This window comes from Streptomyces sp. NPDC048637 (assembly GCF_040650675.1).
In the GTDB taxonomy this organism is placed as follows: Bacteria; Actinomycetota; Actinomycetes; order Streptomycetales; family Streptomycetaceae; genus Streptomyces.
Genome location: NZ_JBEZHQ010000015.1, coordinates 94969 through 121555, shown reverse-complemented (window position 1 = coordinate 121555; position 26587 = coordinate 94969). Strand labels below are relative to the sequence as shown.

General features: G+C 70.7%; 10 protein-coding genes. 9 read left to right on the top strand and 1 reads right to left on the bottom strand.

Going from position 1 to position 26587, the window contains the following annotated elements; all coding sequences use genetic code 11:
* The 9 genes from AB0C46_RS20310 (at position 1) to trpC (ending at position 25448) form a co-directional block, all read left to right on the top strand.
* On the top strand, positions 1-12573 hold the full coding sequence (locus AB0C46_RS20310; protein WP_362829268.1) for an amino acid adenylation domain-containing protein: 12573 nt from the start codon (positions 1-3) through the stop codon (positions 12571-12573).
* A gap of 37 nt (positions 12574-12610) precedes the next feature.
* Complete coding sequence (locus AB0C46_RS20305) at positions 12611-17233, top strand: amino acid adenylation domain-containing protein (protein WP_362829267.1); 4623 nt, start codon at positions 12611-12613, stop codon at positions 17231-17233.
* Positions 17234-17270: 37 nt separating this feature from the next.
* Positions 17271-18023, top strand: coding sequence for an alpha/beta fold hydrolase (locus AB0C46_RS20300; RefSeq protein WP_362829265.1), 753 nt, complete (start codon positions 17271-17273; stop codon positions 18021-18023).
* 250 nt (positions 18024-18273) lie between these two features.
* Positions 18274-19836 (top strand): tryptophan halogenase family protein, encoded by a 1563-nt coding sequence (locus tag AB0C46_RS20295; protein WP_362829264.1) that lies wholly within the window; start codon positions 18274-18276, stop codon positions 19834-19836.
* A gap of 59 nt (positions 19837-19895) precedes the next feature.
* On the top strand, positions 19896-21152 hold the full coding sequence (locus AB0C46_RS20290) for a cation:proton antiporter (RefSeq protein ID WP_362829262.1): 1257 nt from the start codon (positions 19896-19898) through the stop codon (positions 21150-21152).
* Positions 21149-21670, top strand: a complete 522-nt coding sequence (locus AB0C46_RS20285; protein WP_362829260.1) for a flavin reductase family protein — start codon at positions 21149-21151, stop codon at positions 21668-21670. Before AB0C46_RS20290 ends, AB0C46_RS20285 begins: the two co-directional genes overlap by 4 nt.
* 54 nt (positions 21671-21724) lie before the next feature.
* Positions 21725-22555: a dimethylargininase gene (ddaH, locus tag AB0C46_RS20280; RefSeq protein ID WP_362829259.1), complete on the top strand. Its 831-nt coding sequence runs from the start codon at positions 21725-21727 to the stop codon at positions 22553-22555.
* 276 nt (positions 22556-22831) lie between these two features.
* Positions 22832-24514 (top strand): 2-isopropylmalate synthase, encoded by a 1683-nt coding sequence (locus AB0C46_RS20275; protein WP_362829258.1) that lies wholly within the window; start codon positions 22832-22834, stop codon positions 24512-24514.
* 82 nt (positions 24515-24596) lie between these two features.
* The gene (gene trpC, locus AB0C46_RS20270; RefSeq protein WP_362829256.1) at positions 24597-25448 is read left to right on the top strand and encodes an indole-3-glycerol phosphate synthase TrpC; all 852 of its coding nucleotides are present in this window, start codon (positions 24597-24599) and stop codon (positions 25446-25448) included.
* Here the strand turns inward: trpC and trpD are convergent.
* Complete coding sequence (trpD, locus tag AB0C46_RS20265; RefSeq protein ID WP_362829255.1) at positions 25420-26478, bottom strand: anthranilate phosphoribosyltransferase; 1059 nt, start codon at positions 26476-26478, stop codon at positions 25420-25422. The genes trpC and trpD overlap by 29 nt on opposite strands.
* Positions 26479-26587: the final 109 nt, after the last annotated feature.

Here is a 26587-nt window from a genome sequence, read left to right as displayed (position 1 = left end):
ATGGGTGACCAGGTGAACGGTGACAAGCCGGAGAGCGCACAGGGCCTGAGCGCGGAGGCGCTGCTGGAACAGCGGCTGGCCGGACGCGCGGGCGCGGGCGCGGAGGTGGCGGCCGCTGACCGGGGTGCGCTGCGCCCGCTGGGTGACCTGCCCGACGCGCCGCTGTCCTTCGGCCAGGAACGGCTGTGGTTCCTGCACGAGTTCCAGCCCGGCGGCGTGGAATACACCTCGTCCGTCGGCCTGCGGCTGACCGGTGACCTGCGCATCGACGCCCTGCGGACCGCGCTGGGCGGACTGATCGCCCGGCATGAGCCGCTGCGCACCACCTTCGCCACCGTCGACGGCCGGGCACACCAGGTTGTACGCCCCGCCGCCGACCCGGACATCCGCCGGGTCGACCTCACCCAGGTGCCCGCGGGCGAGCGTGAGGCGGAGCTGGACCGGCTGCTGCGCGCCGAGCTCGGTACGGCGTTCGACCTTGCCACGGGCCCCGTCCTGCGCGTGGTGCTCGCCAAGCTCCGGCCCGTCGGACACGGCGGCGAGGAGTACGGCTCCGCGGAGTACGGCGCCGAGGAGCACGTGCTGTTCCTGAACATGCACCACATCGCCGCCGATGGCTGGTCCAAGGGCATCCTGATGGCGGAGCTGAGCGAGCTGTACGCCGCCGCACTGGGGGAGCGTGCCCCGTGCCTCGGTCCGCTTCCGGTGAGTTATCGCGACTACGCGGTCTGGCAGCGCGAACACTGCACCCAAGCCGACATGGACGCACAACTGGAGTACTGGAAAGCCGAGTTGGCGGACATCGCGCCACTGGAGCTGCCCACCGACCGGCCCCGGCCTGCGGTCCGGACGACGGTGGGCGCACTGCGCACCTTCCAGGTGCCCCTGGACATCACTCAGGGCCTGGACACGCTCGCCGCCGGGCACGGAGGGACGCTGTTCTCGGTGCTGGCCACCGCCACCCAGGTCCTGCTGTCCCGCCACTGCGGACAGCGAGATGTGGCCCTGGGCACCGTATCGGTGGGCCGCGACCGCACTGAACTAGAGCCGCTGGTCGGCTTCTTCGTCAACACGCTGGTGCTGCGCGCACAGATCGACCCGGAGACGCCCTTTGACGAGCTGGTCGAGCGGACCACCGACCGGATCTGGGACGCGCTGAGCAACCAGGACATCCCCTTCCACCGGTTGGTGGACGCCCTGCAGACCGAGCGGGACCCCAGCCGTACGCCGCTGGTGCAGGCGGCACTCGTGCTGCAGAACGCTCCGGGCGCCGCGCCAGGCCTCAAGGGTCTGCAGGTCACCGACTTCCGGCCGCCGTCCGTCTCGTCGATCTTCGATATGACGCTGGAGTTCGAGCCGACCGCCGAGGGCGGCCTCGCCGGATCGGTGGAGTACAACACCGACCTGTTCGACGCGTCGACCATCGACGCACTCTGCGCCCGGCTCCAGGTGCTGCTGGCCGGGATCGTCGCGGACAGCGGCCGCCCCGTCGGCGATCTGCCGCTGCTCACCGACGATGAGCGCACCGCGCTGACCACAGGCTGGACCGAGAACCGCGCGGACTTCCCCGCCGACACCCCCGTCCACACCCTGGTCAGCGCACAGGCCGCCGCCACCCCCGACAGCATCGCGGTCGTCGGGGTCGGCGCCACCCTCGGCTACCGGGAGCTGGACGAGCGGTCCAGCAGGCTGGCGCATCTGCTCCTCGACCGCGGGGCCGCGCCCGGCGACCACATCGCGATCTGCCTGCCGCGTGGCCCGGAGCTGATCGTGGCCACTCTGGCCGTCCTCAAGGCGGGTTGCGCCTATGTGCCGATCGACCCGGACTATCCCGCCGACCGCATCGCGTTCGTGCTCGGTGACACCGAGGCGCCTCTTTGCCTGACCGAGCGGCGGCTGCTCGGCAGACTCCCTGACGCCGGCACGCGGCGCATCTGCCTCGACGAGGAGAACGCGTCCATCGCCGCGTTCCCGGTACACACCCCTCAGGTGACGGTCGGTGCGCAGGACGCCGCGTACGTCATCTACACTTCGGGATCCACCGGCCGGCCCAAGGGCGTGGTGGTGGAGCACCGGTCGATCGTGCGGCTGGTCAGCGACGCCGACTACGCGCCGCTGGAGGCCGACGACGTGGTGGCGCAGGTCGCCGACGCCACCTTCGACGCGGCTACGTTCGAGATCTGGGCGCCGCTGGTGAGCGGGGCGCGCATCGCTGTGGTGACCAAGGACGTGCTGCTCGACCCGCAGACCTTCGCCCGCGCCCTGGAGCAGCTCGGTGTCACCGCGATGTTCCTGACCGCAGCGGTGTTCAATCAGGTGGTCGATGTGGAGCCGGGCGCTTTCCGGGGGCTGCGTCACCTGCTGGTGGGCGGCGAGGCGCTGAGCCCGCGCCGGGTCGCCCAGCTCCTGGCGGGTGAGCCCCCGCGGCGGTTCGTCAACGGCTACGGTCCGACCGAGACCACCACCTTCGCCACCTTCCACGAGATCCATCACGCGGACGGTGCGCGGCCGGTGCCCATCGGGCGCCCGATCCGCAACACCACCGTCCATGTGCTGGACGAGCGGCGGCAGCCGGTACCGGTCGGCTCCCCCGGTGAGCTCTACATCGGCGGACCGGGAGTCGCCCGCGGCTACCTGGATCTGCCCGAACTGACCGAGGAGCGTTTCCTGCCGTCGCCGTTCTCCACGGTGCCGGGCGAGCGGGTCTACCGCACCGGTGACCGGGTCCGCTGGTTGCCGGACGGCACTCTGGACTTTCTGGGCCGGGTGGACACCCAGGTCAAGGTGCGCGGCTATCGCATCGAGCCAGGCGAGGTCGAGGCGGTGCTCGAAGCGCACCCGGCCGTCGCAGCGGCCCTGGTCATCGCCCGTACCGACGGTGAGCGCAAGCGGCTGGTGGGCTATGTCCGCCCGGAGGCCGGATCGCAGGTCGGCGCGGCGGAGCTGCGGGAGTTCGCGGAAAGCCGGCTGCCCGGCTACACCGTGCCCTCCGCGTTCGTCACCCTGAAGGAGTTCCCCCTCACCCCCAACGGCAAGGTGGACCAACGGGCGCTGCCCGCGCCGGAGGAGCGTGTCGCGGAGCGCTCCGGCTTCCAGGCGCCGGCCGGTGCGGCCGAGGAGACCTTGGCGAAGGTGTGGTCGCAGGTCCTGGGCGTGGACCGGGTCGGCGCCACGGACAACTTCTTCCAGCTCGGCGGGGACTCGATCCTCAGCATCCAGGTGGTCGCCAAGGCCCGGCAGGCCGGAGTGGCGATCAGCTCCAAGGACATCTTCTCCCGGCAGACACTGGCCGATCTGGCGCGCGCCACGGCCTTCGTGACGGCGCCTGCCGTCGAGGAGCACGCGGAGGATGGTGCGCCGGCGCCCCTGACGCCCGTACAGCGATGGTTCTTCGCACACCACACCGTTCGCCCCGCGCACTTCAACCAGTCGGTGCTGCTCACCCTGGACACGCAGGTGGACGAGCGGGCACTGTCCGCCGCGCTGCGGGCCGTCGTCCGGCACCACGGTGCGCTGCGTACCCGATTCACCGCCGTGGACGGCGAGTTGCGCCAGCAGGGACCCGGCCGGAACACGCCGGACCCCAGCATCGAGCGGATCGCGCTCGGCGACATCGCCCAGGGCGAGCGCGACGGGGCCATGCGCGCGCTGTCCGAGGCCGCCCAGGCCGACCTCGACCCGTCCCAGGGGCGTCTGCTGCGCTGCCTGCTGTTCGACCGCGGCGCGCAGGACCGTCCGCGGCTTTTGCTGACGGTGCACCACCTCGCGGTCGACGGCGTCTCCTGGCGGATCCTGCTGGAAGACCTGGAGAGCGCCTACCGGCAGGCGGTACGCGGCGCGAAGATCGACCTCGGTGCCGCCTCCACGCCATACCTCAGCTGGGCACGGCGACTGGCCGAATTCGCCGAACAGGGAGGATTCCAGGGCGAGTCGGAGCACTGGACGGAGGCAGCCGCCGCGAAGGTGGCGGCGTTCCCCACCGACCGCAGCGGACGCAACACTTTCGAGGTCACCCATGAGGTCCCTGCCGGTCTGGACGAAGAGCGCACCCGCCAGCTCCTCCAAGAGGTGCCCAAGGTCTACCGCACCCAGGTCAACGACATCCTGCTCACCGCGCTCGGCCGGTCCCTGGCCCGCCGCACCGGGCAGCAGCGCACCCTCATCTCGCTGGAGGGCCACGGCCGCGAGGAGATCCTGGACGGCACGGACATCTCCCGAACCGTCGGCTGGTTCACCTCGATCTTCCCGGTCCTGCTGGACTCCCCGGCGGACCGGTCCTGGCGCGACCTGATCCTGAGCACCAAGGAAAACCTGCGGGCGGTACCCCACCGCGGCATCGGCTACGGTGCGCTCCGCTACCTTGGCACGGACGGACCGCAAAGCCGCGCCCTGGCCGACGGCCCGCGGCCAGAGGTGAGCTTCAACTACCTCGGCCAGTGGAGCGACGGCACCGCCGGCAGTGAGCTCTACCGCGGACAGCTCTTCGACTACGGGCAGGAACACAGTCCTCGGGAGCAGCGCCCGCACCTTCTCGACTTCGTCGGCGAAGTCCGCGACGGCAGGCTGGCGTTCACCGTGCACTATTCGTCCGAGCTGCACGACCGGGACACCGTCCAGGCGCTGGCAGACGACTTCATCGCGGCACTGGAAGAGCTCATCGAGCACTGTCTGCGCCCCGGCACAGGCGGCGCGGTGCCCGGCGACTTCCCCCTGGTGCCGCTCGACCAGCGCACCGTGGACACCCTGGTGCCGCCAGGCTCGGCGGTCGAGGACATTTACCCGCTGACGCCGATGCAGTCCGGCATGCTCTATCACGCGCTCAACCAGCCCGGCAGAGGCGCCTACTTCGACCATGTCAGCTTCCTGCTGGAGGGTGTCGAGGACATCCAGGCGCTGGGCGCGGCCTGGCAGCACGTCGTGGACCACACCCCGGCGCTGCGCACCCACCTGAGATGGGACGGCGTCCCGCGACCCGTGCAGATCGTAGCCCGCGAAGCCTGTCTGAAGGTCCGTTACCTGGACTGGACGGACACGGACGCGGCAGGCCGCCGACTGAGGCTGCGCGAACTGCTCGACGCCGAGCAGAACGCCGGAATCGACCTGACCCAGGCACCGCTGATGCGCCTGGTGCTGATCCTTGAACGGGCAGGGGCGGTCCGCGTCGTATGGAGTTTCCATCACGTCATCCTCGACGGCTGGAGCTCCTCCCACCTGTTCGCCGATGTGTTCGCGCAGTACCGCGCGCTCGCCGACAGCGGCACACGGCCCGTGGAACGCCGGCCGCAGCGCCCGCCCTTCAGGGACTATGTCGCCTGGCTCGGCAAGCAGGACCGCGCGGCGGCCGAAGAGCACTGGCGGACAGCGCTGGCCGGAATGTACGCGCCGACACCGCTCCCGTACGGACAGAGCCTGCCCCCGGGCCACCAGTCGCAGTCCGCCGCGCAGGTCAGGGTCGAGTTGACCGGAGCCGAGACCGAGGCACTGACCGCGACGGTCCGGCAGCACCGGCTGACCCTGAACACCGCGGTGCAGGGCGCCTGGGCGATGCTGCTGGCCCGCCACTCCGGCACCCGCGACGTCTGCTTCGGCTCCACCGTCGCTGGTCGCCCCACCGACCTCCCGGGCGCCGAGGCCATCGTGGGCAACTTTCTCAACACGCTGCCGGTGCGCACCCAGGTACCTGACACCCAGGGGCTCATCGGGTGGCTGAGGGACCTCCAGGAGGCCCAGGTCGAGGCGCGCGACTTCGAGTACGCCGCGCTCGGCGACATCCAGGGCTGGAGCGAACTACCCCGTGCCACGGGGCTGTTCAACACCGTCGTGGTCTTCGAGAACTACCCCGGAAACGACGAGGCGGCGCAGCGCAACGGGCTGTGGCTGCGGGAGCTCGCAGCGGTGGACACCACCAGCTTCCCGCTGGACCTCACCGCTTTCACCGACGACGGAGAGCTCGTACTCCAACTGTCCTACGACCCGCAGCTGTACGGCCACACCCAGGCCGAGAGCCTGGCCGAACAGCTCGTGGTGCTGCTCAACGGCATCGCCGCCACCACACCCGAGCAGCGGGTCGGGGAGGTGCCGATGCTGTCGCTGCGCGAGCGCGACCGTGTCGTCCATGAGTGGAACCGCGACACCGTGCCGTTCGAGGAGCTGTGCCTGCACGAGGTCTTCGCGCAGCGGGCCCGGCTGACCCCGGACGCCGACGCGGTCGTCTTCGAGGACCAGGTGCTCAGCTACGCCGAACTGGACGCCCGTGCCAACCGGCTGGCCCACCACCTGGTGGACCAGGGAATCGGCGCCGAGAGCATCATCGCGATCTTCCTGGAGCGCGGGCCCGAAATGGTCACCGCGGCCCTCGCCGTCCTCAAGGCCGGCGGCGCCTATCTGCCGCTGGACCCCGGCCACCCGGCCGAGCGGCACAAGCAGGTGCTCGACGACAGCGACGCCGCCATGCTGCTCACCCAGCAGAGCGTGGCCGACCGGCTGCCGCTGTGCGATGCGACCGTGCTGCACCTGGACACCGAGTGGGCGGACATCGAGCAGTGGCCCGCGCAGGCGCCCACCGTCGAGGTCACCCCCGACAGCCTGGCGTATGTCATCTACACCTCTGGATCCACCGGGCACCCCAAGGGCGTGATGGTCGAGCACCGCAGCGTGAGCCACGCGGTCGCCGCCTGGGGCCTGGTCTATGGCGTCGAGGACCGCCCGGCGCGCCAGCTCAACCTCGCCAGCATGGCCTTCGACGTGTTCGTCTCCGACCTCGGGCATGCCCTGTGCTTCGGCGGCGCGCTGGTGATCTCCCCGGCGGCGGTCACCACCGATCCGCCGCGGCTGTTCGACCTGATGGAGCGCGCCGGGGTCACGCACCTCGAAACCGTGCCGTCGCTGGTCAACGCGCTGCTGGACGAGGCCGAGCGCACCGACCGCACCTTCCCGCCGCTGCGCTACCTCGCCGTCGGCTCGGACAACTGGCGAACCGAGGACTGCCGCAGGCTGTTGAACCGGGTCTCCCCGGACACCGTCGTGCTCAACAGTTACGGCGTCACCGAGGCAACCGTCGAGTCCTCGGTCTTCCCGGTCCGCCCGGACTCCCTGCCCGGTACGGCCGGCGTGCCCATCGGGCGGCCCATCCCCGGCACCCGGATGTACGTCCTGGACGCCGGCTTGCGGCCGGTGCCGGTCGGAGTCGTCGGCGAGCTCTTTCTCGGAGGTCCCGGGGTGGCCAGGGGCTATCTGAACCGGCACGATCTGACCGAGGAACGGTTCCTGCAGAACCCGTTCGTACGGGAGACGGATGCCGCGCGGCTCTACCGCACCGGCGACCAGGCCCGGTTCCTGCCCAGCGGCGACATCGAGTTCCTGGGCCGGTCCGACGACCAGGTGAAGATCCGCGGCTTCCGGGTCGAACTCGCCGAGATCGAGACCGCCATGCGACGGCACCCCGGCATCGCCGACGTCGCGGCCGCGGTGCGCCCGGAGGCCGGCGGCAGCGGGCTGACCGGCTACCTCGTCCCCGTCGAGGGAGCCGTCCTCGACCTCGTCGAACTCCGTGGCTACCTGGGCGGTCTGCTGCCCCGGCACATGGTGCCGCAGGCGTTCGTCGAGCTGGAGCGGCTGCCGCTGAACTCCAACGGCAAGGTCGACCGCCGCGCCCTGCCGTCTCCGCCCGACCCCGCCGAACGGGCGGAATCGGCCCGCACCGCACCCCGCACGCCCGCCGAGGAGTCCCTGGCAGCGGTCTGGGCCGAGGTGTTCCGAGTGCCGTCGGTGGGCGTCGAGGACAACTTCTTCGACCTGGGCGGCGATTCGATCCTCAGTATCCAAGTGGTTTCACGAGCCCGCGAGTCGGGCCTTCGGGTGTCATCCCAGGACATCTTCACTCACCAGACCGTCGCCGAACTCGCCTCGGTGGTGGCGGCACGCAACCCGGAGGAGCAAGCAGACGTGACTACGAAGCCGGTCGTCGGGAGGGTGCCGCTGACCCCGATCCAGCGCACCTTCTTCCGTCACCACACCATCGCCCCCCACCACTGCACGATGTCCGTCCTGGCCGACCTCACGGAGACCCCTGCGCCCGAAGCGCTGCAGGCCGCCCTGGACGCCCTGCTGGACCACCACGACGTGCTGCGCACCCGCTTCACCTCCGCGTATGGCCGGTGGCAGCAGGAGATCGCCGCCCCGGGCGACCGGTGGCCGATGGAGCGCGTCGATCTGAGCGGCGCCGACGATGACGGGCAGGCCGTCGAGAAGGCGGCTGCCACCGCGCAGTCCGGACTCGACCTGAGCGCAGGCCCGCTGGTGCGCGCCCTGCTCTTCGACCGCGGCGACCGGACACCGCAACTTTTCCTGACCGCACACCACTTGATCATGGACGCGGTGTCCTGGCAGGTGCTCCTCGCCGACCTGGAGCGCGGCTACCGGCAGGCAGCCGACGGAAGCCCGGTGGACCTCGGCGCGAAGAGCAGCTCGTTCCTGGAGTGGTCGCGGCGGCTGTCCGAGCACACCGTGTCCGGCGCCTTCGACGAGGAGCTGGACTACTGGGCCGGCCTCGCAGGGCGGGCCGAGCCGGGGTTGCCGGCCGACGCCGGCGGCTCCCCGACCGTCGCCACGGCCGCGAGCGTACGGGTGAGCCTCGACGCGGCGGACACTGACGCGCTGCTGCGCGAGGTCCCGGCCGTCTACCGCACCCAGGTCAACGACGTGCTGCTGTCCGCCGTCGGCCGGGTGCTCGCCGACTGGACCGGCCGTTCCGCGGTCCTCCTCGACCTTGAGGGCCACGGCCGCGAGGAAATCTTCGAGGACCTGGAGATCGGCGCCACCACCGGGTGGTTCACCAGCAGCTTCCCGGTGGCTCTGGGGGTCTCGGCCGGTGAGGACTGGGGCACGCTGCTGCGGTCCGTCAAGGAGCAGCTGCGGGCCGTTCCACGACGCGGCATCGGCTACGGCGCACTGCGCCACCTCAGCCCTGCCGGCGCACCCGCCGAGGTGCTCGCGGAAGCCCCGCGGGCGCAGGTCAGCTTCAACTACCTCGGCCGGATGGCCTCCTCGGAAGGCGGCAGCGGCCTGGTCCGCGATGTCCGCCTGGGGTTCGGCACCGAACTCTCGCCCGCCGAGAAGCTGGAATACCTGCTGGACATCGTGGCCTGGGTGCGCGACGGACGGCTGGAGTTCGAGCTGTTCCACTCCATCGAGGTGCACCATGCCGAGACCGTCGGGCGCCTGGGCGAAGAGCTGCTCACGGCACTGCGCGCCCTGGTGGCGCACTGCAAGGAGGCGGGCGGGTCGGCGGCCGGCGCCACGCCCTCCGACTTCCCGCTGGCGACGGTCGACCAGCGGCTGCTGGACACCCTCGCCGCCGACGGGGGGCACATCGCGGACCTCTACCCGGTCACCCCGATGCAGCACGGCCTGCTCTTCCACAGCCTCACCGAGGAAGGCGAGGGCGTCTACCTCGGCCAGCTCTCCTTCGTGCTGGAAGGAGGCGTGGACACCGACGCGTTCGCGGCGGCCTGGCAGCGGCTCGCCGACCGCACGCCGATGCTGCGCACCGCGGTGGTCTGGGAGGACACCGCCGAACCGCTCCAGGTCGTCCGTGAGCGGGTGCGGGTCCCGGTGGAGCGGTTGGACCACAGCACACTGACCGAGCAGGAGGCCGGCCGGCGACTTGACGCCTTCCTGGCCGAGGACCGCACCCGCGGCATCGATCTGACGATCGCGCCGCTGATGCGGCTGACCCTGATCGAGGAGCCCGGTGGCGGGCTGCGCGTGGTGTGGACCTCGCACCACCTGCTGTTGGACGGCTGGAGCACGGCCGAGCTGATCGCCGAAGCACTCGAACACTACCTGCTGCTGACCGGGCACGAGCGCCCGGAGCCGGCCGCCCGGCGGCCCTTCCGCGACTATGTGCAGTGGCTGGGCCGGCAGGACCTGGGCGACGCCGAGCAGCACTGGAAGCAGCTGCTCGACGGCTTCACCACGCCCACCCCGCTGCCCGTCGATCACAGCGCGCAGGACGCCACCCGGGCCGGTACGGAAGCCAGCTCGCGCTTCCAGCTCGCACCCGAGGTGACCAGGCAACTGGAGACACTGGCCCGCAGGCACCGGCTCACCGTCAACACCCTCGCGCAGGGCGCCTGGGCGCTGCTGCTGTCCCGCTACGCCGGCGCGCGGGAGGTCTGCTTCGGCTCCGCCGTCTCCGGACGCCCCGCCGACCTGCCCGGCGTGGAGTCGATGATCGGGCTGTTCATCAACAACCTGCCGGTGCGTGCCGCCATCCGCGACGACCAGCCCCTGCTGGAGTGGCTCGCCGATCTCCAGCGGAGCCAGGTCGCCTCCCGGCAGCACGAGTACGTCTCGCTCGCCCAGATCCGCGGCTGGGCCGAACTGCCCGCGGGAGTCGATCTGTTCGACAGCTACGTGGTCTTCGAGAACTACCCCTACGACGGCGACATGGGCGCCGAACAGGGAATACGGATTCGCGATGTGCGTTCTCTGGAACCCACCAGCTACGGCATGGTGCTCGCGGTGTTCGCCGGCGACCAGCTGTCCTTCCGGCTCGCGTACGACCCTGCCCTCTTCGAGGCGCGGACCGCCGAGCGGGTCACCGCCGACCTGCGGGCCCTGCTGGAGGACATCGCCCGGGACCCGGACCGCACGTTGCGGGAGTTCTCCGCACTGAGCGAGGAGCACCGCACCGAGTTGCTGACCCGGCACAACGTCACCGACACCGAGCTGCTGTCCGAACTGCCAGTGGCCGAGCAGTTCGCCCGGCAGGCGGCGCGCACCCCTGAGGCGACCGCCCTGGTCCACGACGGCGGCCGGCTGACCTTCGCCGAGCTGGACCGGCGGGCCAACCAGCTGGCCCGGCACCTCGTCGACCACGAGGTCGGCCCCGAAGCGACCGTGGGCGTCTGCGTCGAGCGCGGCGGCGATCTGATCGTCTCGCTGCTCGCGGTCCTCAAGGCGGGCGGCATCTACGCCCCGCTGGACCCTGAGGCGCCCACGGAGCGACTGGCGTACCTGCTCGCGGACACCCGGCCACGGGTGTTGCTCACCCAGGAGCGGATCGCCGCGGCGCTGCCCGCGGCCCCCGGCACGACCGTGGTGAAGCTGGACGCCGACCGGGCGGCCGTCGAGGCACGGCCGGACACTGCCCCCGACCTGTCCGTCGACTCCGAGAACGCCGCGTACATCATCCACACCTCCGGATCCACCGGGCGCCCCAAGGGCGTGGTGGTCGAACACCGCGGTCTGGCCAATCTGCTCGACAGCCACCGGCGCACCGTCTTCGGCCCGCTCCAGGAGGCCAACGGCGGACAGCCGCTGCGCGTCGCCCACCTGGCACCCGCCTCGTTCGACGCCTCCTGGAACCCCGTGCTGTGGCTGGTCGCGGGACATGAACTGCACCTCGTCCCGGACGCCGTCCGCAGGGACGCCCACGCCCTGTCCGCGTACCAGGCGGCGGAGCGCATCGAATTCCTCCAGACCACCCCGTCCTACTTCCAGCAGCTGCTGGACACCGGGTTGCTGGCGGACGGACGGCACCCCCTCAGGGGAGTGGCCCTGGGCGGCGAGGCGATCGGCGACGGCTTGTGGGAGTTGCTGCGCGCCAGGAAGGAACTGGTCAGCTTCAACTTCTACGGCCCCACAGAGGCCACTGTCGACGCGCTGATCACCCGGATCTCCGACAGCGCCCGCCCGCTGCTCGGCCACCCCGTGCAGAACGTCCGCGCCTACGTCCTGGACGAGGCGGGCAACCTTGCTCCCACCGGCGCGCCCGGCGAGCTCCACCTCGCCGGTGACGGCCTGGCCCGCGGCTACCTCAACCAGCCCGACCTGTCCGAACAGGCCTTCCTGCCTGCGCCGTTCGACCCCAAGGAGCGCGTCTACCGGACAGGTGACCGGGTGCGGCGGCTGGCCGACGGCCGCCTGGAGTTCCTCGGCCGGCTCGACGACCAGATCAAGCTGCGCGGCTACCGTATCGAGCTGGGCGAGATCTCCAGCGTGCTCGACGGGCACCCGGCCGTGGCCGCATCGATGGCAGTCGTCCGCGGCCAGGACGAACTGCGCCGACTGGTCGCCTACTTCAGGCCCACCGCCACCGAGGGCGCGGTTCCGGACACGGCAGAGCTGACCCGCTACCTCGCCGAGCGGCTGCCGTCCTACCTGATCCCGGCCGCCTTCGTCGCGCTCGACGCCTTCCCGCTGACCCGGCACGGAAAGGTGGACCGGGACGCGCTGCCCGACCCCGAGACCGTCCGCCCGGACGACGAGGCATGGGTGGCACCGCGCAACGAAACCGAGCGGCTGGTCGCACAGATCTGGGCCGAAACCCTGCACGTCGACAACGTCGGCGCCCACGACAGCTTCTTCGCCCTCGGCGGGCAGTCCCTGACCAGCGTCAAGGCCATCACCCGGATCAAGAAGACCTTCGGCGTCCGGCTGGCGTTCCGCAGCCTCCTGGACACCCCCACCGTCTCGGGCGTGGCCCAGCTGATCGAGGACGCCCTGCTGGAACAGCTGGAGCGGGCCGCGGCCGAATCGGCCGGTGACGCCGTACCTGCGGCGGAATAGCACGCAGTGGCGCAGCAACGAAAGGAGTGGTGTTCACATGTCCCCATCGCGTGAGGAACGAATAGCGGCGCTGCCCAAGCCCCTGCAGGCGCTACTGCGCAGCAGACTCTCCGGCGACGCCGGCCCGGAACCAGCCGACGAGCCCGCCGCGACCCTGCAGCCGGTGCCGCGCGGCGGCCCGCTGCCCATGTCCTTCGCCCAGCAACGTATGTGGTTCCTCTACGAGTTCGATCCGCTGGGCGTCGGCTACAACTCCTGCTTCGCGCTACGCCTGCACGGTGCGCTGAACGTCCCGGCGCTGCGCCGGGCAGTGAACTCCGTGGTCGCCGGGCACGAGTCGCTGCGCACCACCTTCGACTCGGCCGACGGCAAGCCGGTACAGATCCCACATGCCTCGATGGAGATCGAGCTGCCGACGGCGGAGCTGACCGCCGCGGACGCCACCGAGCGGGAGCAGGAGCTGCTGCGGGTGGTGGAGCGGGAGATCGCCAGGCCATTCGACCTGCGGGTCGGCCCGCTGCTGCGGACCCTGCTCGTACGGGTCGGCGAGCGCGAGCATGTGCTCGTCCTGAGCATCCACCACATCGTGCACGACGGCTGGTCGCTGGGGCTGATCACCCGGCAGCTCGGCGAGGCGTACAACACGGCCCTGACCGGCCGCGACCCGTCCCGTCCTGCGGCCGCGCTGCAATACGCGGACTTCGCCGTCCGGCAGCGCGAGTGGTTCTCCGGCGGTGCCCTGGACGACTCGCTGAAGTACTGGAAGCAGCAGCTGGACGGGGTCGTGCCCCTGGAGCTGCCCACCGACCGGCCACGTCCGGCGGTGCTCTCCGGCGCGGGCGGCGCGCATATCTTCGAGGTGCCCGCCCCAGTGGTCTCAGGGCTGCGCAAACTCACCGAGGAGTCCGGCGCCACCCTGTTCATGACGTTGACCGCGGCCACCCAGCTGCTGCTCGGCCGATACTCGCGCCAGGAGGACGTCGCCGTGGGCACGCCGGTAGCCGGCCGCGGCGGCAACGGCGAGCTGGACGATCTGATCGGCTGCTTCCTCAACACGCTCGTACTGCGCAACCGCGTCGCACTCGACCTGTCCTTCCGGGAGTTCCTGTCCCAGGCCCGCGAAACCGTGCTGGACGCCTTCGCCAATGAGGAGGTTCCTTTCGAGCAGATCGTGGACGCGGTCCAGCCCGGCCGCGACCCGAGCCGGATGCCGCTGGCCCAGGTTCTGGTCGTGCTCCAGAACATGCCTGAGGCGGCGCTGACACTGTCGGGGCTCACCGTGGAGGTGATGACGCTCCCGCAGGCCAGCACCGGCTTCGACATCGTCTTCGCCTTCGAGGAGCGGCCCGACGGCACCCTGTGGGCGGCGGCGGAGTACAGCGCCGACCTCTTCGACGCGGAGACGGTACGGCGGATGTCCGGCCATCTGGTGACCCTGCTCGGATCCGTTGTCGAGGACCCGGACCAGCAGCTGGGGCGGCTTGAGTTGCTCACCGCGGCCGAGCGAGACCGGCTGACCGGGGACTGGGCCCGCAATCCGGTGGCGTCCCCCGACGCCGGCGCGGTGCACGAGATGGTGGCGCAGCGCGCCGTGGAACGTCCCCAGGACATCGCGGTGCACTGCGGGGACCGGCAGCTGACCTACGCGGAGCTGGACCGCGGCGCCAACCAGCTCGCCCACCAGCTGCTCTCCCAGAGCGTGCGGCCCGGGTCCGTGGTCGGGGTGTGCTGCGAGCGTGGCCCAGAACAGGTGCTGGCCACCCTCGCCATCCTCAAGGCCGGCGCGGCGTTCCTGCCGCTGCACCCGGCCTTCCCGGCCGCCCGCCGCACCCTGATGCTCGCCGAGACCGGCGCGGCCCTGGTCCTCACCCAGGGTTCCCTGCTGGACAGCTTCGCCGAGTCCGAAGCCGAGATCCGGACGCTCGCCGTCGACGACGAGTGGCCACGCATCGTGGCGCAACCCGCTACCGAGCCGAAGACCGCCCGCACCAGCCCGCAGGACCTTGCGTACATCGTCTACACCTCGGGCTCCACCGGGACGCCCAAGGGCGTGCTACTGGGACACGCGGGCCTGGCCAACATGGTCACCGCCTCCCGGCGGAAGCTGGGCGCCGGCCCTGGTATGACGGTGCTGCAGCTGTCCTCACCGAGCTTCGACGGCGCGGTCTGGGAGACCTTCGTCGGCCTCACCTCAGGAGCCGTGCTGGCCCTGCCCGACGACCCGTCGGAGGCACTCGGCTCCGAGCAGATCACCAGGCTGTCCGGGGGCCGTCCCACCGTCCTCAGCCTGCCGCCCGCGGCGCTGGCGGCGGTGGAGCCGCGGGCACTGCCCGGCGGGTCCGTAGTGCTCGCGGTGGGCGACCGCTGCCCCGCCGACCTCGCCCGCACCTGGTCGCGAACGCATCGCTTCATCAACGGCTACGGGCCGACCGAGAACACCGTCGGCGCCACCATGTACGAGGGGGACGGCGCGGACGACGCCTACGGAATGCCGCGGCTGCCGATCGGCCGCCCGCTGCCCAACACCGAGGTCTATGTGCTCGACACCTTCGGCAACCCTGTGCCGACGGGGGTGACCGGCGAGATCCACCTCGGCGGCTGCCAGGTCGCCAAGGGCTACTTGCGGCGGCCGGAGCTCACCGCGCAGCGGTTCGTACCGCACCCCTTCAGCGACGGCACCGATGCCCGCCTCTACAAGACCGGCGACCTGGCCGCCTGGCTGCCGGACGGGAAGCTCGACTTCCGCGGCCGGGCCGACGACCAGGTCAAGATCCGCGGATTCCGGGTCGAGCCGGGCGAAGTCGAGGCTGCGATGCTGCGCCATCCCCAAGTCGCCCAGGCGGCCGTCGTGGTCCGCGAGGGCAGCCAGGGCAAGCGGCTGGTGGGCTACGTGGTGCCCGCTGCCGGCGACGGCGCGACGCTGGCCGCGGAGGTACGCGATCTGCTCGCCGGGGAGCTGCCCGCCTTCATGGTGCCGAGCACCGTGACCCCGCTGGCAGAACTGCCGCTGACCACCAACGGCAAGATCGACCGTGCCGCCCTCCCGGAGGAACAGACCGGTGCCGAACGGACCGTGGCGCCGCCCAGCGGCCCGATGGAGACCGCCCTGGCCGAGGTGTTCGGCTCCGTACTGGGCATCGACGCGGTCGGCGCAGATGATGACTTCTTCGAGTTGGGCGGCGACTCCATCCTCTCCGCCCAGGTCGTCGCCCGCGCCCGGCAGGCAGGACTGCGGATCACCACCAAGGAGCTGTTCCAGCACAAGACGATCGCCCGGCTCGCCCGCGTGGCGCGCCCCGAGGACGCCCGGGAACCCGCCGCCGAGGACGCGTACCGGATCGGACCGGTGCCGCTGACACCGGTGCAGCACTGGTTCTTCGCCCACCACACCGTCAACCCGCACCACTTCAACCAGTCACTGCTGCTGGAGCTCGTGCCCGGTGCCGACCCCACGGCCCTGCGCGACGCACTCGGCCTGCTCGTGGAGCGCCACGACGCGCTCCGCACGCGCTTCGAGCTCGGCGACGGGTGCTGGCATCAGGAAATCGGCGCCGAGGCCGACGGCCGCTGGCACTTTCGGCGGGTCGACCTGACCGGGACCGCCGGCGAAGCGGCGACCGCATTGCGGATCGAGGAGGAGGTGACGGCCGCACAGCGCGGGCTGCACCTGACCGAGGGGCCGCTCGTACGGGCCGTCCTTTTCGACCTCGGAACGGACCGCGCGCCGCGGCTCTTCCTGACCATCCACCACCTGGTCGTCGACGGGGTGTCCTGGCGCATCCTGCTGGACGACCTGCGCCGCGGCTACGCGCAACTCGCCGCCGGGCGACACGTCGACCTCGGCCCGCGCAGCACCTCGTTCGGGCAGTGGTCGCACCGGCTGCAGGAGCACACCGCAGCGGGTGGTTTCGACGACGAGCTGGCGCATTGGCGCGGCATTCCCGCAGCCGCCGGGCCGCCCGAGGCGCTCGGCACCTTCGCCACCCGCCGCACCGTGCGGGACGGCCTGGACGCGGCCGGCACTGAGGTACTGCTTCGCCGGGTCCCCGGTGTCCTACGGGCGCAGGTCAACGAGGTGCTGCTGGCCGCGCTCGGCCAGGCCCTGAACGGCTGGTGCGGCACCGAACAGACCCTCGTCGACCTGGAGGGGCACGGTCGGGAGGACATCCTGGACGGGGTCGATCTCAGCGGTACGGTCGGCTGGTTCACCACCATCTACCCGGTGGCTCTCGATGTGCCCAAGGACGCGGCGCCCACAGCCGCCGTACGAGCCGTCAAACGGCGGCTGCGCACCCTGCCACGGCGCGGGATCGGCTACGGCGCGCTGCGCCACCTGGCGACCGGGGCGGACGCGGCGCAGCAGGATGGTGGGCCGCTGCCCGCGGTGCGCTCCTGGGTGAGCTTCAACTACCTGGGGCAGTGGGACGGCCAACTCCCGGACGGTGACGAGCTGGTGGTCCGCCATCTGGAACACGGCGGCCAGGATCACGAGCCGGCCGAACAGCGGTTGTACGCGCTGGATGTCTCCGCCGCGGTGCAGGACGGCCGCCTCGAACTGAGCTGCTCCTACTCGCCCGCATCGCACGACGAGGCGGTGGTCGGCGGCCTGCTGCGGACCATGGCCGACAGCCTCAGAGAACTGGTACGCACATGCGGATGAGCGGGCCCGGCCCCATCACACGACAGGACGACCGCCCATGACGACCACTCACCCCTGGCTGGTGATACCCAAGCGGCGGCCCACCGCGCGTGTACGGCTGGTGTGCCTCCCGCACGCCGGTGGCAGCGCCAGCTTCTACCGGAGCTGGGCACAGCATCTGGACACCTCCATCGAGCTCCAGATCGTTCAGTACCCCGGCCGGGAGGAGCGGGTCAACGACCCGTTCGTCCAGGACCCCGCGGCCCTGGTGGATGCCGTCACCGGCGCGGTGTTGCACACCGCGGAGCCGGATGTGGAGACCGTGCTCTTCGGACACAGCATGGGCTCCCTGATCGGCTACGAGACGGTGCGGGCCCTGCAGGCACACGACGTACGGGTGGACAGGCTCTTCGTTTCGGGGCAGGCGGCCCCCGACGAGCGGATCGGCCGCCCGCCCGCCGAGGCGCTGTCCGACGACCGCATCCTGCACGAGGTCGAGCAGCACGGCGGCACGCAGATGACTGTCTTCGACGACCCCGGCATCCGGGAGATGGTGCTGCCGATCCTGCGCAACGACTACCTGCTGATCGACTCCTACAGTCCGGTGGAGACCCCGCCGGTCGACACCGGCATCGTCGCCATCACCGGCGACCGGGACGTCAGCGTCAGTGTCGAGCGGGTCCGGCGCTGGGAAGGCGTGGCAGGCAAGGAGTTCCAGCTGCATGTGCTCCCCGGCGGGCACTTCTATCTCGCCGAGCAACGCGCACAGGTCATCACTCTGCTGCATCGGTACCTGCTCAACGAGGCCTGAAATGCGAGCACTTTAAGCGAGGACTGAAATACGCACTCGGGCGGCGCTTCCCGAACGGTAAAGAGGCGCCGCCCGTTGCGCTGCCTTTTTTCGGCCGGGATCGCACGCGATGCCGTCGCTGACCGCCTGGAGTGCATGTTTCCGCTGAGCCTTAAAAGCTTGTCTTGATCTCAACCACTGCTGAAAGATTCCGACTGTGCAGGCAACTTGGAAACCCACCTGGTTGCGCATCCGACAGGGGAGGGCCTCAGTGCTCGGAAACGTCGTCATCGTCGGTGGAGGTACCTCCGGCTGGATGACCGCATCGTATTTGAAGGCCGCGTTCGGAGAGCGGATTTCCGTCACGGTGGTGGAATCCAAGCGGATCAAAACGATCGGGGTCGGTGAGGCGACCTTCAGCACGGTGCGGCACTTCTTCGACTACCTGGGTCTTCCGGAGCACGTCTGGATGCCGAAGTGCAACGCCACGTACAAGCTCGGTATCCGCTTCGAGAACTGGCACCGCAAGAACAGCTACTTCTACCACCCCTTCGAGCGGCTTCGGGTCGTCGACGGGTTCCCGCTCACCGACTGGTGGCTGAACAAGCGGCCCAGCGACAGTGAGCGGTTCGACCAGGATGTCTTCCTCATGTCGGCGATCTGCGATGCCGAGCGCTCGCCCCGCTACATGGACGGGACCCTGTTCGAGCAGGACTTCAAGGAGAAGGGCGACCCCAAGGACGGGGACCTGAAGCGCAGCACGCTCTCCGAGCAGGACACGCAGTTCCCCTACGCCTACCAGTTCGACGCGAGCCTGCTGGCCGACTACCTCGCCGAATACTCCACGGAGCGCGGCGCCCGGCACATCGAGGACGATGTGGTCGAGGTCGCCCGCGACGACCGCGGCTGGATCAGCCACCTCAAGACCCGCGAGCACGGCGAGATCACCGGCGACCTGTTCATCGACTGCACCGGATTCCGCGGGCTGCTGTTGAACCAGACGCTGGAAGAGCCCTTCATCTCCTTCCAGGACACCCTGCCCAACGACAGTGCGGTTGCGCTGAGAGTGCCCGTGGACATGAAGAAGCGCGGACTGCGGCCATGCACCACGGCCACCGCCCAGGACGCCGGCTGGATCTGGACGATCCCGCTCTTCGGCCGCGTCGGCACCGGCTATGTGTACGCCAGCGATTACACCACCCCGGAAGAGGCCGAGCGCACACTGCGTGAGTTCGTCGGCCCGGACGGGGCGGACGCGGAGGCCAATCACATTCGTATGCGCGTCGGCCGCAGCCGGAATGCCTGGGTCAACAACTGCGTGGCGATCGGGCTCTCCAGCGGATTTGTGGAGCCGCTGGAATCGACCGGCATCTTCTTCATCCAGCAGGGCGTCGAAGAACTCGTCAAGCATTTTCCGAACGAGGACTGGGACCCGAGTCTGCGGGACTCCTACAACCGCTTCATCGGCAATGCCATCGACGGCGTACGTGAATTCCTGGTGCTGCACTATCGGGGCGCCGGCCGCAACGACAACGCCTACTGGCGGGACGCCAAGACCCGTGCGGTGCCGGACGGTCTCGCCGAGCGCCTGGAGCGCTGGCAGTCCAAGCTTCCGACCACCGAGTCGATCTTCCCGAACTACCACGGCTTCGAGCCCTACTCCTATCACTCGATGCTGCTCGGTCTTGGCGGCATCGACCTCAAGGCCCCGCCGGCACTGGCCCTGATGGACGACTCCGCGGCGCAGGCGGAGTTCAAGCTGCTGCGCGCCCAGTCGCGGGAACTCGCGAAGCGGCTGCCCAGCCAGTACGAGTACCTCGCCCAGATGCACTGACCGTCGTACCGAGCACCGAGCACCGAGCACCGAGCAGCTTCGTCGAGGAAGGAGGAGTCGTGGACGCTTTCGCGTACGTCCCGGCCGTGTTGATGGTGGGGTCAGTGGTACCCGCCGTATTGCTGGGGAGACGGGTGGCCCGTCTGCTGGGCCAGCCCGCCATCGTCGGGGAGATCATGATCTGCCTGCTCCTCGGCGCCCTGCTGGCCACGCAGTTCGGCTGGGGCAAGGGCGCCACCGCGGGCTGGCCGGTGCTGGAGACGGCCGGGCATCTGGGCCTGGCCCTCTTCCTCGTCGGCGCGGTGCACGAGATCCGCGCCGGTTCCACCCGGCTGGGCGGCCGCGCCGTCGTATGGACAGCCGTAGGCTCCGTGCTGCTGCCGATGGCTTGCGGCATCCTGCTGGCTGTGTGGGTGCTCGCCGCGGGCGACCCCGCGCTGCGCGGCGGTGCGCCGACCACGGCCCTGGTGCTGATGCTCGCCATCGCGCTGTCGGTGACAGCCGTTCCGGTGCTCGCCGGAATCCTGGAGGACCGCGAACTGCTGCACACCGACACCGGCCGACTGGCGATGGCCGCCGCGGTGTCCATTGATGCGGTGAACTGGGCACTGCTGGCGGTCGCCGTCGGCCTCGCCACCGGCGGCGAGCGGGCAACGCCGGCCACGGTCTTCGCCGTCGGCCTGCTCGCGGCCTGGGGCATCCGCAGGCTCGGCGGCATACCCGCCGCCCGCGCCCTCGCGGCGCGGGTACGGCCCGCGGTGCCCATCGGGCTGACCGCGCTGACAGCGGTGGCGGCGGCGCTGGTCACCGGCGAGCTGGGCCTCACCGATGTGCTGGGCTCCGTACTGGTCGCGCTGGCGCTCCCGGCGGACGGCGGTACCGGCCCCTGGACCCATGCCGCCCGGACCGTCGGGCGATGGGGCAGGCTCGTACTGCCGCTGCTGTTCGTGGTCACCGGCGCCGGGCTCGGCAGCAGCCCGCTGGGGGTCTTCTCCTGGCAGGCGATGGGCCTGGGCATCGGGCTGGCCATCTTCGGGAAACTCGTGGGCAGCTACTTCGGCGCGCGGGTCGGCGGCCAGCCCGTCGACACCAGCCTGCGGCTCGCCTCGCTGCTCAACGCCCGTGGCCTGACCGAGATCACCGTGCTTCAGATCGGTTACCAGGCGGGCATCCTGACGCCCGCGCTCTACCTCGCACTCGTCGTCATGGCACTCGTCACGACGGCACTGAGCGGCCCCCTCTTGTGGGCCATCGATCGCCGTGCCCCGGTCATCCCCGTGGTCGCGGAGAACCCCCTCCACCCAGTCGAGCGGTGAGACACGTGGAACTCGTCACCCCAACCACCCAGGCGAGCACGCCGGCCCGGTTCCGCAGCTACATGGCCGGCTTCCCGAGCGGCGTCGCCGTCGTCACGGCCATGGATGCTCAGCGCGAACCCTGGGGCATGACCTGCTCCGCGCTGTGCAGTGTCACCGTGGACCCGCCCACTCTGCTCGTCGGCATGCGGCTGGAGAGCCCGACCCTGCGAGCCGTCATGATCACCGGCGTGTTCGCCGTGAACCTGCTGCACGCCAAGGGGCAGGACACCGCGGAGCTGTTCGCGTCCGGCGCGCCGGACCGATTCCAGACCACGCCGTGGCACACACCCGAGGGCGCCGCGGGACCACACCTGTCCCGTGACGCCCACGCGGTAGCCGACTGCCGGGTCCGCCAGAGCGTCCGTATCGGCGGTCAGCGGATGGTCTTCGGCGAGGTCTACCGGATCACCGGGCCGACCGGCGAGCCCCCGCTTCTCTACGGACGGCGGCAATTCAGCGCCTGGCCGGCCGACTGAGCCATGTACCGCACCACCCCACGCGGATATTCAGCAACAGGAGAGACACGAGCCATGAGCTCAGAAACGCGCACCCGCACGACCCGGCTCCGGCGCTACCTGATGTGCCGCCCCAGCCACTTCGAGGTCACTTACTCGATCAACCCCTGGATGGACCCGGCCAAACCGGTGGACACCGAGCTGGCCGTGGCGCAGTGGGAAAGCCTGCGTGACCTCTACCTCTCCCTCGGTCACACTGTGGAGTTCATCGAGCCGATCGCCGGCCTGCCCGACATGGTCTACGCGGCCAACGGCGCCACCGTCGTCGACGGCAAGGTGCTCGGCGCCCGGTTCCGCAATGCTGAGCGGGCCGCGGAAGGACCCGCTTACCTGGACTGGTTTCGCGCCAACGGCTTCACCGAACTGTGGGACCCCACGGAGATCAACGAGGGCGAGGGCGACTTCCTCGTCACCGGGCAGCACGTCCTGGCCGGCCAAGGCTTCCGCAGCTCCCGCGACGGGCACGCCGAGGCTCAGGAGTTCCTCGGCCGCCCCGTCGTCGGGCTGGAGCTCACCGACCCCGCCTACTACCACCTGGACACCGCGCTCGCCGTCCTCGACGACGACGAGGTGATGTATAATCCGGCCACGTTCTCGCCGGGTAGCCGTGCCGTACTGGAGCGGCTGTTCCCCGACGCCGTGCTCGCCGAGCCGCGCGATGCCGCTGTATTCGGCCTCAACGCGGTCAGCGACGGCCGCAATGTGATGCTGCCCGAGGCGGCCACCGGGCTGGCGGAGCAGCTGCGCGCCCGCGGCTTCCACCCGATCGGCGTCGACCTGTCGGAACTGCTCAAGGGCGGCGGCAGCGTCAAGTGCTGCACGCTCGAATTGCGCGAGCCTCGCTGACCGCCCGGCCCGGCTCGCTCCGGGTGCCGCCGACAGCCCAGCCCGCCGAACCCCCTGCCCTTACCCGCCTGTTGAACGTATGGCCTAGCGGCCGTACACCCCGCTGAGCGCGTGGCCCGAATGGGCCGGCGGCCCGGCGCCTGGCCGGAGGCTCCGCACGACACTCCCCCCATGACGTGCGGAGCCTCCTGCGTCTCGCCCCTGCCACCGCCCCCGCCACCGCCCCCACCGGGAACCCGGGCCGGGGCATATCCCGAGAACCGCTGTGGAGGAGAGATGAACACGATCGCGACGGGCGCGGACCGAGCCCAGGGCACCATCGACCGCGGAATCCAGCGCGCCGGCACGATGCCGGTGGACAAGTACCTTCCCTACGAGGCGGTAGGACTGCCCGACCGGACGTGGCCGGGGCGTCGCGCCGAGCGCGCACCGCTGTGGTGCAGCGTGGACCTGCGGGACGGCAACCAGGCGCTGACCGACCCCATGGACATCGACCGCAAGCTGCGCATGTTCGAACTCCTGGTGGCCATGGGCTTCAAGGAGATCGAGGTGGGCTACCCCACCGCATCCCGCGACGACCACGACTTCCTGCGCCGGCTCATCGAGACCGACGCCATACCCGAGGACGTCGTCATCCAGGTCATGACGCCGATCCGCGGTGACTTCATCGAGCGGACCGTCAAGGCCCTGGAGGGCGCCCGGCGCGCGGTGCTCCAGGTCTTCAACCCCACCTCGGAGATCCAGCGCCGGGTGGTGTTCCGCACGGACCGCCGACAGACCCTCGGCCTGGCGATGGACGGCGCGGAACAGGCCCTCAAACTGCAGGAGTCGATCCCGGGTACCGAGATCTTCCTGCAGTATGCCCCCGAGTCGTACACCCACACCGAGCCGGACTTCGCCCTGGAGATCTGCAACTCCGTGCTGGACTTCTGGGCCCCGCGGGCGCAGCACACCCTGCGCGTCAATCTGCCCGCCACGGTGGAGGTCTTCCCACCGCAGGAGTTCGCCGACCGGATCGAGTACACCCACCGCAACCTCGCACACCGCGAGCGCACCATCCTGGGCGTGCACCCGCACAACGACCGTGGCAGCGGCGTCGCGGCGGCCGAACTCGCGGTGCTGGCCGGCGCCGACCGGGTCGAGGGGACCCTCTTCGGCAACGGCGAGCGCACCGGCAACGTCTGCCTGGTCACACTTGCCATGAACCTCTTCTCCCAGGGCATCGACCCTATGCTCGACCTCAGCGACATCGACGGGGTCCGCAGAGTGGTCGAGAGCTGCAACCAGATGCCCGTCGGGGCCCGGCACCCCTGGGCGGGAGACTTCGTCTACACCTCTTTCGCCGGCACCCACCAGGACGCCATCGCCAAGGGACTGGTCGCCCGCGAGCAGTCCGGCCAGAAGATCTGGGACGTGCCGTACCTGCCCATAGACCCCCGCGACATCGGCCGCGACTACCAGGCCCTGATCCGCATCAACACCCAGTCGGGTAAGGGCGGTATCGCCCATCTGCTGCGCACCGAGTACGGCATCGAGCTTCCCCGCCGGCTGCAGATCGACTTCGCCGCAGTGATGCAGCAGGTCTGCGAGGAGCTCGGCGGAGAAATCACCGGGGCGCAGCTGTGGAGTCACTTCGAGGAGCGTTACATCCGCCCCGGACGCGAGGCGGCACACAGCCGGGAAGCCGCCGTCACGGTGCCGGGCACCGGCAGCGAACGGTGGGCCGAGCTGGGCCGGCGGGCGCTGGCGGCGGCCGGCCTCGACGGCTTCGTGCAGGGCGTGAGCGTCGAACGCGCGGGTGAGCCGTTGGAAGCGGTGACCGCGTTCTGTGAACTGGTCGTGGATTCCCACTCGTTCTGGGGCGTGGGCATCGCGGACCCCGAGGACCAGGCGGCGGCGCTGGCCGTCGGCTCCGCGACACGCCGCGCACTGACCGCGGCAGAGGGGGACGACCGGTGATCCCGGCCCCTTCCCGGCGGGCCGCCTCGGCGCACCCGGCCGCACCGCATCCCTGTACACCGTCCCGGAGGAACAACCAGTCATGAGCGTGCTCGACGAGATCGTCAACGGAGTCAGGGTCGATGTGCGGCAGCGCGAGGCAAGGACCGGGCTGGAGGTGCTGGTGCACCAGGTGCGCTCCGCGCCGCCCGCACTCGACCCGGTCGTGGCGCTGCGCCGGGGGCCCGGTGTGCAGGTCATCGCCGAAGTCAAACGCCGCAGTCCGTCGAAGGGCGCGCTGGCGGACATCCCGGAGCCGGCCGACCTCGCCGCCGCGTACGAGAGCGGCGGGGCCGCGGTGGTGAGTGTGCTCACCGAACGGCGCCGCTTCGGGGGTACCCAGGCGGACCTGGCGGCCGTACGCTCGCGGGTCGGTATCCCCGTGCTGTGCAAGGACTTCCTCGTCACGCCGTATCAGCTGTGGGAGGCCCGCGCGTACGGTGCCGACCTGGCGCTGCTGATCGTTGCGGCGCTCCGGCAGCCCGAACTCGTCGACCTGATCGAGCTGGCCGGCCGCCTCGGGCTGACCCCATTGGTCGAGGTGCACGACGGCCATGAGCTGGACCGGGCGCTGTCGGCCGGGGCGAGGGTGATCGGTGTCAACGCGCGCGATCTGCGAACGCTGCATATCGACCGCACCGTCTTCGAACGGCTTGCCCCGCGTATTCCGGACGATGTGGTCAAGGTCGCGGAATCGGGCGTCCGTGGCCCCGACGACGTGCTCGCGTACGGAGTCTGGGGCGCGGACGCGGTGCTGGTGGGTGAGCACCTGGTGACCCACGGCCGGCCCGCCGACGCGGTGGCCGGACTGCTCGCCGCCGCACGCCCCGCGCCCGGCACCCCGACCGTCGTGGGCACCCCGCCGCTCAGCCCGTCGACACGAGCTTCGCGGTGAGCGCCGTCCAGCGCTGCAGCACCTCGTGCGCCGCCCCCGAATCCAGGGCCCGCGCCGCACGCTGCACTCCGGCCTCAAGCCGCGTGGTGACTGGCTCCTCGGTCGGCTCCAGGGCCGCGAGGCCGGCCGCCGCGGAGAGCAGCACGGCATCCCGCACCGGCCCCCGCGCACCCGCGAACAGGTCCCTGGCGACCGCGGCGTTGTATGGGGCGTCGCCGCCCCGCAGCGCCTCCTGGGGCGCATAGCCGATGCCGATATCGCGCGGATCGAAGGTTTCGGCGCGCACCTCGCCGTGTGCGACCGACCAGACCGAAGAGGTCGTGGTGACCGTCAGCTCGTCCATCCCGTCGTCGCCCCGGAAGACCAGCGCGGAACCGCCGCGACCGGCCAGGACTTCGGCGATCAGCGGCGCCAGCCGACGGTCGGCCACCCCGATCGCCTGTGCGGTGGGGGAGGCCGGGTTGGTCAGCGGGCCCAGGCAGTTGAACACCGTCGGCACGCCCAACTCCCGTCGCGTCGGCGCCGCGTGGCGGGCCGCGGGGTGGAATCCGGGGGCGAAGCAGAAGGTGATGCCCGCCTCCACGGCGACCTGTGCGACCTTGGCGGGCGGCAAGTCGATGGCGATACCCAGTTCCTCCAGGACGTCCGCGGAACCGCAGGCCGAGGACGCCGAGCGGTTGCCGTGCTTGACGACCCGGGCGCCCGCGGCGGCCGCCACGATCGCGGACATCGTGGAGACGTTGACGCTGTTGCTGCCGTCTCCGCCGGTGCCGACGATGTCGAGAGTGGGACCGGCGACGTCGATGGTCACCGCGTGCTCGTACATGGCGCGGACCAGGCCGGTGATCTCACCGGCAGTCTCGCCCTTGGAGCGCAACGCGACCAGCAGACCCGCGAGTTGGGCGGGCGAGGCGAGGCCGCGCATGACGTGATCCATGGCCCAGGCCGTGCTGTCGGCCGGCAGCTCCTGGCGGGCCAGCAGCGCGCTGAGAATCCCGGGCCAGGAAAGGGCCGTTTGCGACTCCGTCACGGTGCTCTCCTTCGGACGAGTGGTGCGGGCGGGACGTACGGGGAAGTGCCGCGCGAAATTCAGCAGCGGAAGCGAGGAACAGCGCCGAGCAGCGGAATTCACGCGCCGT

Excerpts from the sequence above, each read along its gene's own strand:
- AB0C46_RS20310 (WP_362829268.1), top strand. The coding sequence starts at position 1 with ATGGGTGACCAGGTGAACGGTGACAAGCCGGAGAGCGCACAGGGCCTG.
- AB0C46_RS20305 (WP_362829267.1), top strand. The coding sequence starts at position 12,611 with ATGTCCCCATCGCGTGAGGAACGAATAGCGGCGCTGCCCAAGCCCCTG.
- AB0C46_RS20300 (WP_362829265.1), top strand. The coding sequence starts at position 17,271 with ATGACGACCACTCACCCCTGGCTGGTGATACCCAAGCGGCGGCCCACC.
- ddaH (WP_362829259.1), top strand. The coding sequence starts at position 21,725 with ATGAGCTCAGAAACGCGCACCCGCACGACCCGGCTCCGGCGCTACCTG.
- AB0C46_RS20275 (WP_362829258.1), top strand. The coding sequence starts at position 22,832 with ATGAACACGATCGCGACGGGCGCGGACCGAGCCCAGGGCACCATCGAC.
- trpC (WP_362829256.1), top strand. The coding sequence starts at position 24,597 with ATGAGCGTGCTCGACGAGATCGTCAACGGAGTCAGGGTCGATGTGCGG.